Source organism: Pseudomonas sp. NY5710 (genome assembly GCF_013305665.1).
Taxonomy (GTDB): Bacteria; Pseudomonadota; Gammaproteobacteria; order Pseudomonadales; family Pseudomonadaceae; genus Aquipseudomonas; species Aquipseudomonas juntendi.
This window is the reverse complement of record NZ_CP045554.1, coordinates 2,724,854-2,738,814: the sequence shown is the minus strand read 5'-3', so window position 1 is coordinate 2,738,814 and position 13,961 is coordinate 2,724,854. Positions and strand designations below refer to the sequence as shown.

At 63.2% G+C, this 13,961-nt stretch carries 16 protein-coding genes; 10 read left to right on the top strand and 6 right to left on the bottom strand.

Annotation, left to right across the window (positions count from 1 at the left end; translation table 11 throughout):
- Positions 1–80: 80 nt before the first annotated feature.
- On the bottom strand, positions 81–1,007 hold the full coding sequence (locus GEV39_RS12275; protein WP_173889306.1) for a LysR family transcriptional regulator: 927 nt from the start codon (positions 1,005–1,007) through the stop codon (positions 81–83).
- A gap of 105 nt (positions 1,008–1,112) precedes the next feature.
- On the opposite strand from GEV39_RS12275, the gene GEV39_RS12270 reads away from it, so the two are divergent.
- Entirely contained in the window at positions 1,113–1,865 is a 753-nt protein-coding gene (locus tag GEV39_RS12270) for an SDR family NAD(P)-dependent oxidoreductase (protein WP_173889304.1), read from the top strand.
- Positions 1,866–2,000: 135 nt separating this feature from the next.
- Entirely contained in the window at positions 2,001–2,618 is a 618-nt protein-coding gene (locus GEV39_RS12265; RefSeq protein WP_173889302.1) for a dTMP kinase, read from the top strand.
- Between the two features lie 252 nt (positions 2,619–2,870).
- Here the strand turns inward: GEV39_RS12265 and GEV39_RS12260 are convergent, their stop codons facing one another.
- Positions 2,871–3,353, bottom strand: a complete 483-nt coding sequence (locus tag GEV39_RS12260; RefSeq protein WP_173889300.1) for an Lrp/AsnC family transcriptional regulator — start codon at positions 3,351–3,353, stop codon at positions 2,871–2,873.
- 180 nt (positions 3,354–3,533) lie between these two features.
- Between GEV39_RS12260 and GEV39_RS12255 the strand changes: the two genes are divergently transcribed.
- Positions 3,534–4,574, top strand: a complete 1,041-nt coding sequence (locus tag GEV39_RS12255; RefSeq protein ID WP_173889299.1) for a zinc-dependent alcohol dehydrogenase family protein — start codon at positions 3,534–3,536, stop codon at positions 4,572–4,574.
- Positions 4,575–4,801: 227 nt separating this feature from the next.
- On the opposite strand, the gene GEV39_RS12250 is transcribed toward GEV39_RS12255, so the two are convergent.
- Genes GEV39_RS12250 through GEV39_RS12240 form a run of 4 tightly spaced genes read right to left on the bottom strand, consistent with a single transcriptional unit; the run spans position 4,802 to position 8,061 of the window.
- On the bottom strand, positions 4,802–5,701 hold the full coding sequence (locus GEV39_RS12250) for a 2-hydroxyacid dehydrogenase (protein WP_173889297.1): 900 nt from the start codon (positions 5,699–5,701) through the stop codon (positions 4,802–4,804).
- A 45-nt stretch (positions 5,702–5,746) separates the two neighbouring features.
- A complete protein-coding gene (locus GEV39_RS26415) occupies positions 5,747–6,232 on the bottom strand; it encodes an enoyl-CoA hydratase-related protein (protein WP_349306030.1) in 486 nt (161 codons plus the stop codon).
- Complete coding sequence (locus GEV39_RS26410) at positions 6,189–6,524, bottom strand: enoyl-CoA hydratase/isomerase family protein (protein WP_349306029.1); 336 nt, start codon at positions 6,522–6,524, stop codon at positions 6,189–6,191. Before GEV39_RS26410 ends, GEV39_RS26415 begins: the two co-directional genes overlap by 44 nt.
- A 13-nt stretch (positions 6,525–6,537) precedes the next feature.
- On the bottom strand, positions 6,538–8,061 hold the full coding sequence (locus GEV39_RS12240) for a 3-hydroxyacyl-CoA dehydrogenase (RefSeq protein WP_173889295.1): 1,524 nt from the start codon (positions 8,059–8,061) through the stop codon (positions 6,538–6,540).
- A gap of 193 nt (positions 8,062–8,254) precedes the next feature.
- Here GEV39_RS12240 and GEV39_RS12235 point away from each other — a divergent pair, with 193 nt between their 5' ends.
- The 7 genes from GEV39_RS12235 to GEV39_RS12205 all read left to right on the top strand — a co-directional run bounded on the left by GEV39_RS12235 (position 8,255) and on the right by GEV39_RS12205 (position 13,927).
- Positions 8,255–9,013, top strand: a complete 759-nt coding sequence (locus GEV39_RS12235; RefSeq protein WP_082416100.1) for a GntR family transcriptional regulator — start codon at positions 8,255–8,257, stop codon at positions 9,011–9,013.
- Positions 9,010–9,636 (top strand): glutathione S-transferase family protein, encoded by a 627-nt coding sequence (locus GEV39_RS12230; protein WP_218581704.1) that lies wholly within the window; start codon positions 9,010–9,012, stop codon positions 9,634–9,636. Before GEV39_RS12235 ends, GEV39_RS12230 begins: the two co-directional genes overlap by 4 nt.
- Positions 9,637–9,722: 86 nt before the next feature.
- Complete coding sequence (locus tag GEV39_RS12225; protein WP_218581703.1) at positions 9,723–10,403, top strand: glutathione S-transferase family protein; 681 nt, start codon at positions 9,723–9,725, stop codon at positions 10,401–10,403.
- A gap of 16 nt (positions 10,404–10,419) precedes the next feature.
- Positions 10,420–11,631: a CaiB/BaiF CoA transferase family protein gene (locus GEV39_RS12220; protein ID WP_173889293.1), complete on the top strand. Its 1,212-nt coding sequence runs from the start codon at positions 10,420–10,422 to the stop codon at positions 11,629–11,631.
- A 3-nt stretch (positions 11,632–11,634) separates the two neighbouring features.
- Complete coding sequence (locus GEV39_RS12215; protein ID WP_054911572.1) at positions 11,635–12,276, top strand: carboxymuconolactone decarboxylase family protein; 642 nt, start codon at positions 11,635–11,637, stop codon at positions 12,274–12,276.
- Complete coding sequence (locus tag GEV39_RS12210) at positions 12,276–13,163, top strand: amidohydrolase family protein (protein ID WP_173889291.1); 888 nt, start codon at positions 12,276–12,278, stop codon at positions 13,161–13,163. The genes GEV39_RS12215 and GEV39_RS12210 overlap by 1 nt, the downstream gene beginning before the upstream one ends.
- On the top strand, positions 13,163–13,927 hold the full coding sequence (locus tag GEV39_RS12205; protein WP_173889289.1) for an enoyl-CoA hydratase-related protein: 765 nt from the start codon (positions 13,163–13,165) through the stop codon (positions 13,925–13,927). Before GEV39_RS12210 ends, GEV39_RS12205 begins: the two co-directional genes overlap by 1 nt.
- Positions 13,928–13,961 lie beyond the last annotated feature (34 nt).

Sequence of the window (13,961 nt, the reverse complement as noted above, 5' to 3'; positions counted from 1 at the left end):
ATGCGGCCCTGAGTCTCCAGCTGACGCTTTGGGGCTGCCTGCAGGGTGGCCCCAATCATTTCACCGGCAGGTCGCTGCGCTCAGCCCTCAGCCCGAGGGCCCCGCCAAGCAGCAGCGGACAAGCGCTCGACAAAGAAATCGGCCAATGCCTGCACCTTGCGTGGCCGACTCCGCGCCGAAGGGGTGACGAAATACAGGCCGCCCTGGGTCATGCTCCATGCCGGCAATACCCGTTCCAGGCGACCATCGGCCAGGTAGTGCGCCGCAATGAACTCTGGCAGTTCAGCAAGCGCGACACCTGCCAGCAACGGCGCCACCAGTGCATCTGAGTTGGTGACCCGCAACGGTCCTCGCGGTGTTACATCCTGTTGCGTGCCATCGGCGTGGGTAAAACGCCACACCTGGCTGCGGGCGCGGTAGGCGTAGCTCATGCACGCATGCTCGGCCAGTTCGCGCGGGTGCGCAGGGTGGCCATGCTTGGCGAGGTACCCGGGTGCCGCCACCAGGTACTGGGTCACTGCGCAGATATGCCGCGCCACCAGTGAAGAGTCGGGCAGGGCGGCAATGCGCAACGCCGCGTCGAAGCCGTCAGCCACCAGGTCTACGGTAGAGTCGGACAAATGCAGGTCCAGCTCCAGGCCGGGGTAACGTGCCAGCAATTCTGGCAACAGCGGTGCCACCCAGCGCAGGCCGAACGACATGGGGATCGCCAGGCGTACCAGCCCGCGCGGTTGCACCGACCGTTCCAGCGCTTGGCTCTCCATCTCTTCGGCCTGGCGATACAGCGCGCTGGCCTGGTCCACCATGCGCTGGCCAAACTCGGTCACCGACAGCTGGCGTGAGGTGCGGTTGAACAGGCGCCCACCCAGGCGCTCCTCCAGGCGGGCCACGGCCCGGGAAACAGTCGGCACCGACACGCCCATGGCCCTGGACGCCGCAGCGTAGGAGCCTTCTTCTGCGACTTTGGCGAACATCGCCAAGCCTTCGAAATCCGGAATTCTTGCCATTTCAATTCTGCAATGATGACTTTCAAATGATTCTATTTTGAAATTACCTGCAGGTCGATACGCTTCTCCTCACAGTCACTCACCCACACTGACGGGAGAAACACCATGAGCAACAAACTCGAAGGCAAAGTCGCACTGGTCACTGGAGGCACCACCGGCATCGGCCTGGCCACCGCCAAACGCTTCGCCGAGGAGGGCGCGCATGTCTACATCACCGGGCGGCGCCAGGCAGAGCTGGACAAGGCGGTGGCGCTGATTGGCAACGCGACAGGGGTGGCAGTCGATTCCACCCGCCTGGATCAGCTGGACCAGCTCTATGCCCGGATCGGCCAGCAGCATGGGCGCCTCGACGTCCTGTTCGCCAATGCAGGCGGCGGCAGCATGCTGCCACTGGGCGAAATCACCGAAGCGCACTACGCCGACACCTTCGATCGCAATGTGAAGGGCGTGTTGTTCACGGTGCAAAAGGCATTGCCGCTGCTGTCGCACAACGCCTCGGTCATTCTGGCCGGCTCGACCGCGGGTAGCTCGGGTACGGCGGCCTTCAGTGTGTACTCCGCTTCCAAGGCCGCCGTGCGCGCGTTGGCCCGCAGCTGGATCCTCGACCTGAAGGACCGCGGGGTACGGGTCAATACGCTCAGCCCTGGTGCCACCCGTACGCCCGGCCTGGTGGAGCTGGCTGGCCCGGACGCCCAGCAACAGCAGGGCCTGCTCGATTACCTGGCCGCCCAGGTACCGCTGGGCCGGGTCGGCGAACCGGTGGAAATTGCCAACGCTGCAGTGTTCCTGGCCAGTGACGATGCCAGTTTCGTCAACGGCGCCGAGTTGTTCGTCGATGGGGGGCAGGCGCAGATCTGACGGGGGGGCACCCTCGCGCTAGCGAATGGGCCGCCTGTCTCCGGAGGAGTACAAATGTACTCCTTGAGCAGAAGCGCTTGAAGCGGGGTGGGATCAATGCTCTCATCCCGCGCCTGCGCTTATGGGTTTTGAACGATGAACCGTCCGCTGTTTGTTTCTCTCGATGGCCCTAAAGGCACCGGCAAGACCACCTTGCTGGAGGCCGTTACGCAAGCCCTCAGGCTGGGCGGGCACAAGGTGGTCCGCCTGTGCGAGAGAAACAACGATCCCTACCGCGGCGATACCATGGCCGTGGTCAACAGGCTGGCTCGCAACCCTTGCCTGACGCTGGAGCATGAGGTTTGCCAACGCTTTGCCGACAGCCGTGCCTGGATTTCCCGAAACGTGCTGCCCCGGCAACCGGCCGGCAGCATCATCCTGATCGATCGCTGGTACCCGTCGGACGCAGCCTTCCGCCGCAGCGTGCCGTTCGCGCAGATCCTGCAGTTGAACCTTGAGCGCGGCGTGCAGGTGCCTGACCTGCACGTGGGCGTGGTCACTGCCGCCGAAACCTCCTGGGCCCGGGCGGCTGCGCGCACCCGCGGGCTGCGCAGTACCGTCATCCACACCCTGGATGAACAGGTAGCCTGCACCGAGGCGTTCGAACGTGCGGTTGCCGAACAGGGCTGGGTGCTGTGCCGTAATGAAGGCACCATCGAGCAGGCGAGCTGCCAGATAGTGGCTGAAATACACGCAGTGCTGCGGCAGGTGTAAGGGTCCACCGAGGCGGTATCTGCGCCTCGTGCTCGCGGCGGATGTGCAACTTGGCTGCCCGCTGGCACCACCCGCTGAACGCCTGCTTGGCGCTAGAAGAACGTATAGCGCCCACCGACCTCCACGGTGCCGAGCTTGCGGCTCACCCTGTGCATCGAAGCGAAAGAGCGTCAGGAACGCCAGGAGCGGCCTATTCGGGAGGACTGACCACCAGCGTTGCCCAGCGCTGCCGGCCAGCGCCCCAAGCCCGGCTCAAAGGCTCAGGAGTTCGGCCACGGGGAACTGGTTGGTTGTTTTCATCTCGCGCAATGACAGGTTCGACCTGATACTTGCCACGCCGGGCAGCTTGCGCAGCACCTTGTCGATGAAGCGGCTATAGCTGTCCAGGTCCCGAGCGACAACTTGAAGCAGGAAGTCGGCTTCGCCCGTGGTGTTGTGGCAGCTCAGCACCTGCGGAGCCGCCGCGATGATCTTTTCGAACTTTGCAGTCGCCTCTTCGCTGTGGTCGGTGCAGGAAATCTGCACGAACGCCATCACCCCCAAACCCAGCTTCTTGCGGTTGAGTATGGCCTGGTAGCCCTCTATCACGCCGCTCGCTTCCAGCCGCTTCTGCTTCCTCCAGCATGATGCCTCACTCAGGCACACCTGCTCGGCCAGCTTGACGTTCGACAGCCTGCCGTCACGTTGCAGCCTGTCTGCTATTGCAATGTCTACTTTGTCCAGTGCCTCGGCCATGCGCAAATCCTTCAGAATCAATGAGCTTTTTGAAGGTTTATTTCACTTGTGCACCCATGTCAACCGAACTCTGAAAGGTAATTTCAGGCGGTTTCTTCATACTGATAGGCGCCGAAAGGCGCTGCTCGGGCGCTGCCGGAACCACGACTCATCCAACCGTTTTCAGCAGGGGTAAAAGTCATGAAAGCTGTCGTCTACGAAGCCTTTTCTCAGCCACCGCGTTTGATGAATATCGCCGATCCAAGCCCGGAGCGGCATGGTGTGGTGATTGAAGTCAAAGGCACAGGCGTGTGCCGAAGCGACTGGCATGGTTGGAAAGGCCACGATCCGGACATACAGCTGCCCCACGTTCCAGGCCATGAGCTGGCAGGCGTGGTCGCTGCCGTAGGCGGCGATGTGACCCAGTGGAAGGTGGGTGACCGGGTAACCGTTCCGTTCGTAGGCGGCTGTGGCGCCTGTGCGCAGTGCCACAGTGGCAATCAGCAGGTGTGCCACACCCAGTTCCAGCCCGGTTTTACCCACTGGGGGTCTTTCGCTGAGTACGTGGGTATCCATCAGGCGGACCTGAACCTGGTCGCCCTGCCTGAAGCCATGGACTATGCGACTGCAGCCAGTCTGGGTTGCCGCTTCGTCACTTCATTCCGCGCGGTGGTGGACCAGGGCAGGGTCGGCGCAGGCCAGTGGGTCGCGGTGCATGGCTGCGGTGGCGTGGGCCTTTCGGCGGTGATGATCGCCCAGGCCATCGGTGCCAATGTGGTCGCAATCGATATCGCGGATGACAAGCTGGCACTGGCGCGGGCACTGGGCGCCGTGGCAACCATCAATGCCAGTCAGGTAGCGGACGTGACGGAGGCGGTGATGGAAATCACCCGGGGCGGCGCACATGTGTCGCTTGACGCATTGGGCCACCCGACCACTTGCTTCAACTCCATCAACAACCTGCGCCGTCGCGGCCGGCATGTACAGGTCGGGCTGATGCTGGCAGACCACGCCCAGCCTGCGATCCCCATGAGCAAGGTCATTGCCCATGAACTGGAGATCTACGGCAGCCATGGCATGCAAGCGCATCGCTACGATGCCATGATCGAGATGATCAGTTCGGGCAAGCTGGCCCCTGAAAAGTTGGTGGGCAAGACCATCAGCCTGGCCCAGTCCATCGACGCGCTGATGAACATGGACCGCTTCGATACCGCGGGTGTGACCGTGGTCACCGAGTTCTGATGCGCCAGCAACGGTGGCTGGCATTGGCTACTGCCGACGCTGGTCGTAAATCGCGGACAAAAGATAGCCCGCTGCTAGACGGGCCAATGGGAACTGCTATCACACGTAGGGATGACTCAACGATCGCCCATCGCTTGTGAAAAATGAGTCAAAAAAAGGTGCCGAGCTTGTGATCCCGCTGGGTGGCGTATGGGGCCCCATTGACATGGGCGTGACCGTTCGGTGCACTAACCCGTGAGCCCGGCCTGGAAGTGAGCGGCAGCGCGCTGGTACAGCAGCGCTGCCATCTCGGCCCTGGTTTCAACGGTAATGGCAGCCGCATGCGGGGAGAGAATGACGTTGGGCAGGGTGGCGAGGCGGCTGTCGACTGCCGGCTCGCTGGCGAATACATCCAGCGCCGCGGCTGCGATGACGCCTTGGCCCAACGCCTGGATCAGGTCATCTTCCGCGACCACGGAGCCGCGCGAGATATTGATCAGCGTGCCGGTGCTGCCTAGCGCCTGCAGCACCCGGCTACCGACCAGCCGGTCGGTGGCGGGGGTTGCAGGGCAGCACAGCACCAGCACATCACACCAGGCCGCCAGTTGCTCGATGTGATCGAAATAGGCAAGCCCGGCTGCCGGTTTTGGCCTGGGCGTGTGGTAGCCCACCTCAAGCCCCAGCCCCTGCATGCGCTGGGCCACCAGCGTGCCTATCTTGCCCAACCCCACAATGCCGACTTTGCTGCCACTGACGCGGCGGGTGGGCGTGAAGGCTTCCTTGCCCCACTGGCCGGCCCGGACGAAGCGGTCCGCCTGGGTGACCCTGCGCTTGGCTGCATACAGCAAAGCCACGGCGTAATCAGCGGTGTCTGTGGTAACCGCGTCGGCGGTATTGAACACCTCGATGTGCCGTGCTGCCGCTTCAGCCAGGTCGATACGGTCCAGGCCGGCACCGTTGCACAGGATCAGCTGCAAACGCGGCAACCGGGCCATCTGCTGAGCACTGGCACCGACCATGCTGGTGGTCACGGCCACTTCGATCTGCTCGGGCGCTTCGGCCTGCGCGATGGGGCACACCTCGAAGCGCGCCCGCAGGCGGCGCTCCAGCATGTCGGGGATGGGCCCGAGATTGACGATGGTCGGCATGTTCAAGGGTCCTTACAGGTAGGTTTCGCCTTGCCGCAGCAGGCATCAGTGCCCGCAATAGGTTGGCATGCGTTTTTCCAGGAAGGCAGTCATGCCTTCTTTCTGGTCTTCGCTGTCGAACAGTTGCACGAAGGCGCTTCTTTCAAGCTTCAACATGCTATGCAGGGGGGCGTCCTCACCGGTGGCCAGCAGTGCCTTGATCGCCCGCACGGCCAAGGGCGGCTGAGCGGCGATACGCGCGGCGATGGCACATGCGCGCTGCAGTGCAGCGCCTTCGTCACACACTTCGGAAAGCATGCCGGCATTGAAGGCCTGTACAGCGCTGAGGGGTTCACCTGTGAGGGTGAGCAACGCCGTGCGGTACTTGCCGATGGTGCGCAGCAGGCGCTGGGTGCCGCCTGCGCCTGGCATGATGCCAACGTTGATTTCCGGCTGGCCGAGGCGCGCCGTGCGCGAGGCAATAATGATGTCGCAGGCCAGGGCCAACTCACAGCCGCCACCCAGGGCGTAGCCCTCGATCGCGGCGATCACCGGCTTTTCGCAGCGGTCGACGACTTCGAACAGGCGTCCGGTTTGCAGGGCCGTGTTGAGTGGGAGTCATGTCGCGCATCTCGGCGATATCTGTGCCGGCGACGAAATAGCCACCTGCACCGGTGATCACCAGGGCATGCACGCGCGGGTCGCCTGCCAGTGCCTCTACGGCCTCGGCCAGCAGCTGTTTGATTTCCAGGTTCAGGGCGTTGCGACGCTCTGGCCGGTCGAGGGTGATGATGGCGTAGCCATCTGTGTGAATCTGCTGGTGAACGGGGTTTGTCGAAGTCATGTTCGGGCTCTATTCAGCGTGGGTTCCAGGGCGTGTTGGTCAGTGCCTTGCGGCGCAGCAGCGCATTGGCGCGGTAGCGGCCATCGGGGCAGGCGCGGGCCAGGTTGTCCAGCACGGTGACCACGTTGTGGTTGCCGAACGCGTCGGCCCAGGCCAGCGGGCCCACCGGGTAGTTGACCCCCTTGAGCATGGCGAGGTCGACCGCCTGCGCGGTGGCGATGCCTTGGCTGACGGCCTGCGCCGCTTCGTTGGCAAGCATGCACAGCGTGCGTGTCACGACCATGCCCGCCACGTCGTCGATGATGACCACCTGCTTGCCCAGCGCCTGGAAGAAGCCAACCACGCTATCCAGGGAGGCGCGCCTGCAGGTGTCGGCGCCGCTGAGCACGACCAGGGAGGCTGCTTCAAGGTGGGTGGAGGCGTCGAACAGCACGACCTGATCGAGTTCCTGGGCGGTCGCCAGCGCGAGGGCAGTCAGCCCGAGGCTAGGGCGTACCTGCACGCCGTCGACCATCAGATAGCCGTCGCCGTTGTGCCTTTCGATGTGGCAGCCACGTTCCTCGGCCAAGCGCCGAACGGTTTGGGCCCCAGGAAAATCGCCAAATTGCTGGACCAGCGTCGGTTGCGGGCAAGCGGCTTCATAGGTGATGCCATCGGGCGTCGAGCCCGGGTCGTAGCGGTAGAAGCCGCGGCCGGTCTTGCGGCCCAGCCACCCTGCGTCCACCAGTGCTTTCTGGGTGAGCGAAGGGCGGTAGCGAGGGTCCTGGAAGAAGGCGTCGTAAATGCTTCGCGTCACCGCAAAATTGGTGTCGTGGCCGATCAGGTCCATCAGCTCCAGCGGCCCCATGCGAAACCCGCCTGCATCGCGCAACGCGGCATCGATCACTGCAGCAGGCGCCACCTGGTCTTCCAGGCCCAGCAGGGCTTCGGCGTAGAACGGGCGGGCCACGCGGTTGACGATGAAGCCTGGCGTTGACTTGCACTCGACTGGGCATTTGCCCCACTGGGTGGCCAGTTCGCTGACCTGGGCTACCACGGTTGTGCAGGTGGCTTCGCCTTTGACCACCTCGACCAGCGGCAGCACCGTTGCCGGGTTGAAGAAATGCATGCCGACCATGCGCTGCGGCCTTTGCAGGGTTGCCGCGATCGCCGTGATCGAAATGGAGGAGGTGTTGCTGGCGAGGATGGTGTGCTCGCCGACCACTGCTTCGAGTGCGCTGAACAGTTGTTGCTTGATTTCCAGGTTTTCGATGATGGCTTCCACCACCAGTGCGCACGCCGAGAGTTCGCTCAACTCGGCTGCCAGGGTCAGCCGGGCCAGGCATTCGTCCCGTTGCCGGGCAGTCAGGTGCCCGCGCTTGACCCATCGATCCAGCGAGGCGGTGACGCTTTCGGCGCCCTGGGTCAGCGCTTGCTGGCGCGTGTCGTGCAAGTACACGGTATGCCCGGCTCGCAAGGCCACGGCGACGATGCCCGCACCCATCGTGCCTGCCCCTATGATGCCAATGCTGGCTGTTTTGCTCAGTGCGGTGCTCATGCCTGATACCCGTGTGACAGTGTGCGAATGATGCCAACACTGTACGTACACGAGGCCTTAAAGGTCAATAGGATGACCTATAGAATTAACTGCCAATAGACCTTAAAGGCTAATAATGCAAACCTATGGTTTATGCGATACTGCCGCCGCGCGATCAAGGTATGCCCCACGGGCTCACAGACGAGACGAATTGATGAAAGACCTAGATGCATTGGCCAGCAAGTCAGGCATTGATTTCAGCCGCAGTGGCGTAGCCCGCTACATCCAGCTGGCCACGTTGTTCCGCCGCAGGATCGAGCAAGGCTTGTGGCCGGTAGGCGGGCAGATACCCACGGTGGATGACCTTGCCGCGGAGTGCAGCGTCGCACGCGCAACGGTGCGTCAAGCGCTGGACATCCTCGAAGAGGACAAGCTGATACGGCGCTTCCGTGCCAAGGGCACCTTCGTCATCCAGCAGCCACAAGAGCAGATGTGGTGTGAAGTGCCCACCGACTGGTCGGGCCTCTTGCTGTCACCGGAAGGGGTCACGACAGAGGTGCTGTCTTTCGACGTCAAGGCCCAGCCTGTCAATGTGCAGCACAAGATCGGTGAAATGGCACCGGAGTACCGGTGCTGGCGGCGCCGCCATCTGCGCGAAGGCAAACCGTATTACATCGGTAACGCATTCATCGATGCGCGGCTGGTGCGCAAGATTCCGGCGAAACTGCTTGAAACCCACACTACCTTGCGAATCCTCAAGGACCTGCCCGGCCTGACGCTGAAGGAAGTGCACCAGACGATCACCATTGGCACGGCAGACCTGGCGACTGCAGAGGCGCTGGAGATCCCGCTCAATGCCCCGGTTGCCTATTGTTACCGGTCTGCCATCGATGACCAGGGGCGGTTGGTGTTCGTCGGGGATGGGGTATACCGAGGTGACGTGGTCAGGCTCGACGTCAAGGTCAGCGTATGACTGGCGGGATGACGCTGCATTGGTCGCCACTGTCGCCGTTCGTGCGCAAGGTCATGTGCGTGATCCATGAACGCCGGCTGGCAGGCCAGGTGCGCTGTGTGCGCACCAAGGTCTCCCGGTACGTGCCCAATGCTGCGCTGCTGGCGATCAACCCGTTGATGCGCATTCCAACACTGGAGCTGGGTAACGGCTCGGTGTTGTTCGATTCTGTGGTGATCTGTGAATACCTCGATACCCTCGGGCACGGCCCGGGGCTGTACCCGCAGCAGGCCGACAGGCGTTGGCAAGCCTTGCGCTGGCAGGCGTTGGGCGATGGCTTGTGTGACACGCTGATTGTATGGCGACATGAACGTGAGCGGCCCGAGGCTCAACAGCAGCAGGACTTCCTGCACGCCAGCGCACTCAAGCTCTCATCGACCCTGCAATTGCTGGAGCATGAGGTGGCGCAACTGGATACGGTTGCCTACGGTATTGGCCATATCGCGATCGGCTGCGCCCTGGGCTACCTGGCGGTTCGCTTCGCCGACGTGTCGTGGCATGCCAGCCACCCCCAGCTTGCCCAATGGCAGCAGCGCTTCGAGGCGCGCGAATCCAGCCAGTTGAGCGCGCCTGCGCACGCCTGAGAAAAAATCATTGCCCGGGGGATGGCAAGCGCTTTTCAGATAGGTCTATACTGAAAAGGTCATAAAGTTAGCACATAGGATCAAAAGTGACCTTTGTCTCTACTCCCCACCCGGCAAGCCAAGCGATGACCCTGCACTGGTCGCCGCGCTCACCGTTCGTACGCAAGGTGATGATCGTACTGCACGAAACGGGTCTGCTCGACCGCGTCACCTGCGTGCGCAATGTCGTGGGCATGAACCAGCTCAATGATCAGGTCATGCTGGATAACCCCTTGAACAAGATTCCTACGCTGGTGCTGGCTGACGGCCGCAAGCTCTACGACTCGCGTGTCATCTGTGACTTTCTCGATGGCCTGCACAATGGCACCAGGCTGGTCCCGGCCGACCGCGCCCGGTACCTGCAAGCCATGACCTGGCAAGCGCTGGGTGACGGTTTCATCGATGTGCTGTTGCTGTGGCGCAACTGGTACAACGACCGTGGCTTGCCCCACGACTGTGCCGACGACCCCTTTCTCAATGCCTTCAACGCAAAATGCCACGCCGTGCTCGCCGCCCTGGAAGCCCAGGCAGCCGAGCTTGAAGCCGCACCCTTCGGGCTAGGCCATATCGCCATCGGTTGTGCGCTTGGCCAGCTGGATTTTCGCTGGTCATTCATTGTCTGGCGCCCTGGCCACCCGGCCCTGGCGCACTGGTATCAGCAGTTCCAGTCGCGCCCCGCCGTGGTCGCGACCGCAATTCGTGATGACAACGCGCCGAGCGCCACCTAACTCTGGAGTCCATAACATGGCAGGCCCACTTTCACATATCCGCGTTCTCGATCTGAGCCGGATCATGGCAGGCCCCTGGTCGGGACAGGTTCTGGCTGACCTTGGTGCTGACGTAATCAAAGTCGAGCGCCCCGAGGTCGGGGATGACACCCGTACCTGGGGGCCTCCCTTCCTGAAAGACCAAGCAGGCAACGCGACGAAAGAAGCCGGCTACTACCTGTCGGTCAACCGCGGCAAACGCTCGGTCACCGTCGACCTGGCGGACCCGGCCGGGCAGCAGGTGGTCAGGGAGCTGGCGGCCGCGTCGGATATAGTCCTGGAGAACTTCAAGGTCGGTACCTTGAGCCGCTACGGCCTGGGTTATGACGATCTCAAGGCGGTAAAGCCGGATATCATCTACTGCTCCATTACCGGGTTCGGGCAAACCGGACCCAAGCGTGACAACGCCGCCTACGATTTCATGATCCAGGCCATGGGCGGCCTGATGAGCGTGACCGGGGAGCGGGACGACCTGCCGGGCGGTGGGCCACAGAAGGTCGGTATCCCGATCGTCGACATCATGACCGGCATGTATGCCACCGTGGCGGTGCTGGCTGCACTGGCGCACCGCGAGCGCACCGGTGAGGGCGAGTATATCGACCTGGCCATGCTGGATGTGCAGACGGCGGTGCTGGCGAACCAGGCCATGAACCACCTGGTATCGGGCAAGACCCCGCAGCGCGCTGGCAATCGCCACCCGAACATACAGCCACAAGATGTTTTCAAGTGTGCCGATGGCCACATCGTGCTGGCGGTAGGCAACGACGGTCAGTTCCGGCGGTTCTGCGAAGCGATTGCAGTGCCAGCACTGGCCGACGACCCCCTGTATGCCACCAACCAGGCCCGGGTCGACAACCTGCCGTCCTTGCTGCGCCTTATCGCCGAGCGGCTTGCCGAGCGCCCGCTGCAGGAATGGCTGAGCGCGCTGGAAGCAGCCAAGGTGCCGTGCGGGCCGATCAACACGGTGCCCATGGTGTTCGCCGACGAGCAGGTCCAGGCCCGAGAAATGCTGCGTCAGCTGCCCCACCCACTGGCGGGCGTGGTACCGCAAGTGGTAAGCCCGATTCGCATGCGCAATGCCAGCCTGGATTTCAACCGTGCACCGCCGCTGTTGGGCCAGCACACGGCTGAGGTGTTGCGTGAGCTTGGCATCACGATCCCTGTTCCATCCGCCGCCTCGCAGGAGTGAGTCATGGCCAGAATTCCGCTGTTTGATGCCCGCACCATGTCCGAGGCGCAGGCTGAAGTTTATGAAGCCGTTGTCCGTGGCCCCCGCGGGCGCCTTGTGGGCCCTTTGCGGGCCGCCATGCATAACCCGGTGCTGGCTGACCGCTGGCAGCGCCTGGGCGAGGTACTGCGTTACGACACGGTGCTGCCCAAACGCTTGAGTGAACTGGCGATCCTGGTCACTGCGCGGCGCTGGAATGGCCAGCTGGAATGGCATATTCACGCCGACGACGCAGCCAAGGCCGGGTTGCAGAGCACGATCATCGACGCCATTGCAGCAGGGGAGGCACCGGTGTTCGACGACTCGGAGGCCTGGGACATTTATACCTTCGCCCGGCAGATGCAACTGCATGGCGACGTTCAGGAAGACGTGTACGAGCGCATTCATGCGCGCTGGGGCACGGTGGGCGTGGTCGAATTGTCTTCGGTGATCGGCTACTACACCTTGGTTGCCATGACCCTGAACGTGCACCGTATTCCGTTGCCCGATGAGGTCAAGGCGCCCCTGCAAGTGGCAACCGATGCCCAGTGCGGCTTACCGCGTTTGACAGAGCCGGCGCCGGCGGTTTTCCAGGCTGGCGCACACCCTGCGATGGGGGAGCGTTGATGGACACCATTGAACCGCGCATGCCGGCGCACACCGCTCGAAGCGTGCCGGCGGGTGCCTGTGACGTGCACTGCCACGTCTTCGGCCCGCTCGATACCTTTGCCACCGGCCCGGCCACGTATGCGATTCCATTGGCGGCGCCCTCGGTCTATCGCCAGATGCTGGACAGCGTCGGCCTGGACCGGGGCGTGCTGGTGCAGCCGGCACCTTATGGCACCGATACCCGCGCCCTGGTCAATGCCCTGGGTGAGCTGGCCGGCCGGGCACGGGGCGTCGCCGTTGCCGATGCGAGCATCAGCGACGCCAGCCTCGACACCTTGCATCAGGCGGGTGTACGCGGTTTGCGCTTTATCGAGATGCTCGACCCCAGCAGCGGCAAGCGTTACGCCGGCAGCATAGGCGTCGATACCCTGTGCCAATTGGCGCCACGCATGCGCGAACGGGGCTGGCACGCGCACATCTGGGCCAAGGCCCAGGACTGCCCGCGTGTCTTCGAGACGGTCAGGCATCTCGATATGCCGATCGTGTTCGACCACATGGGGCAATTCGATGTGGCGGCCGGCGTGGAAGGTGCGGCGTTCCAGCAGTTTCTGGCCCTGCTCGACAGCGGCCAGGTGTGGGCCAAGCTGTCGCTGTGCCGGGTGTCCCGTCAGGCACCTGCATACGCCGAGCTGCAGCCATTCCACCAGGCCCTGGTGAACAAGCGGCCAGACAGGCTGCTGTGGGGGTCTGACTGGCCCTTTGTGCGCATGGCCGAACAATCGCCGGACGTCGGCCAGTTGCTGGACGTGTTCATGAACTGGGTAGGGGACGAAGCGATCGTTCGTCAGATCCTGGTGGACAACCCTGCTCATCTTTTCGGTTTCGACAGTAAGGAAAGCGCGTGATGCAAGATTTGAAGCTTGAGATCAACGAGGGCGTGGCGGTCGTCACGCTGGACCGTGCACCGGTGAACGCAATCACCTTGGCCCACTACCAGGCTATCGGCGAACTGTTCACCCGCCTGGGAAACGACCCGGCGGTCAACTGCGTGATTTTCACCGCTGCCGGTGATCGGGCCTTCTGTGCTGGCCTGGATCTGCACGAGTTCCTTGCCGCGACCGTCGATGAAGACCCTGCGCGTGCGGCAGTCGTGCGGCAATGTTTCGCGGCGGTACGCCAGTGCGCCGTGCCGGTGATCGCAGCGGTGAACGGCCCTGCGTTGGGTGCCGGAACCGTGCTGGCGGCAGTCTGTGATATCCGCCTCGCCAGCGAACGGGCAAAGTTCAGCATGCCGGAGATCAACGTCGGCCGCTGTGGCGGCGGCGCGCACCTTGGGCGTTTGATCGGGCAGGGCAACCTGCGCAAGATGTTCTTCACCGGGCTGCCGATCGACGCCGCAGAGGCGCTGCGCATTGGCCTGGTCGAGGAGGTTCTGGCGCCTGAGGCGCTGATGTCGCGGGCCCAGGAGCTGGCCCGGCTGATCGCGAGCAAGAGCCCGCTGGGCTTGCGCATGGGCAAGGCGTCGCTCAACGAGATCGAGTTCATGCAGGTCGAAGACGGCTATCAGGTCGAGCAGGGCTTCAGCACCCGGCTGATGGCGACCGAGGATGCCCGTGAAGCGACCCGGGCTGTGGTGGAGAAGCGCGTCCCGGTGTTCGTCGGGCGCTGATCAGGCGGGGTGGCGCAAAGGGAGATCAGTGATG

Excerpts from the sequence above, each read along its gene's own strand:
- GEV39_RS12240 (WP_173889295.1), bottom strand. The coding sequence starts at position 8,061 with ATGAGCACCGCACTGAGCAAAACAGCCAGCATTGGCATCATAGGGGCA.
- GEV39_RS12215 (WP_054911572.1), top strand. The coding sequence starts at position 11,635 with ATGGCCAGAATTCCGCTGTTTGATGCCCGCACCATGTCCGAGGCGCAG.
- GEV39_RS12205 (WP_173889289.1), top strand. The coding sequence starts at position 13,163 with ATGCAAGATTTGAAGCTTGAGATCAACGAGGGCGTGGCGGTCGTCACG.
- GEV39_RS12220 (WP_173889293.1), top strand. The coding sequence starts at position 10,420 with ATGGCAGGCCCACTTTCACATATCCGCGTTCTCGATCTGAGCCGGATC.
- GEV39_RS26410 (WP_349306029.1), bottom strand. The coding sequence starts at position 6,524 with ATGACTTCGACAAACCCCGTTCACCAGCAGATTCACACAGATGGCTAC.
- GEV39_RS12265 (WP_173889302.1), top strand. The coding sequence starts at position 2,001 with ATGAACCGTCCGCTGTTTGTTTCTCTCGATGGCCCTAAAGGCACCGGC.
- GEV39_RS12250 (WP_173889297.1), bottom strand. The coding sequence starts at position 5,701 with ATGCCGACCATCGTCAATCTCGGGCCCATCCCCGACATGCTGGAGCGC.
- GEV39_RS12230 (WP_218581704.1), top strand. The coding sequence starts at position 9,010 with ATGACTGGCGGGATGACGCTGCATTGGTCGCCACTGTCGCCGTTCGTG.
- GEV39_RS12275 (WP_173889306.1), bottom strand. The coding sequence starts at position 1,007 with ATGGCAAGAATTCCGGATTTCGAAGGCTTGGCGATGTTCGCCAAAGTC.
- GEV39_RS12235 (WP_082416100.1), top strand. The coding sequence starts at position 8,255 with ATGAAAGACCTAGATGCATTGGCCAGCAAGTCAGGCATTGATTTCAGC.
- GEV39_RS12210 (WP_173889291.1), top strand. The coding sequence starts at position 12,276 with ATGGACACCATTGAACCGCGCATGCCGGCGCACACCGCTCGAAGCGTG.
- GEV39_RS12260 (WP_173889300.1), bottom strand. The coding sequence starts at position 3,353 with ATGGCCGAGGCACTGGACAAAGTAGACATTGCAATAGCAGACAGGCTG.
- GEV39_RS12255 (WP_173889299.1), top strand. The coding sequence starts at position 3,534 with ATGAAAGCTGTCGTCTACGAAGCCTTTTCTCAGCCACCGCGTTTGATG.
- GEV39_RS12270 (WP_173889304.1), top strand. The coding sequence starts at position 1,113 with ATGAGCAACAAACTCGAAGGCAAAGTCGCACTGGTCACTGGAGGCACC.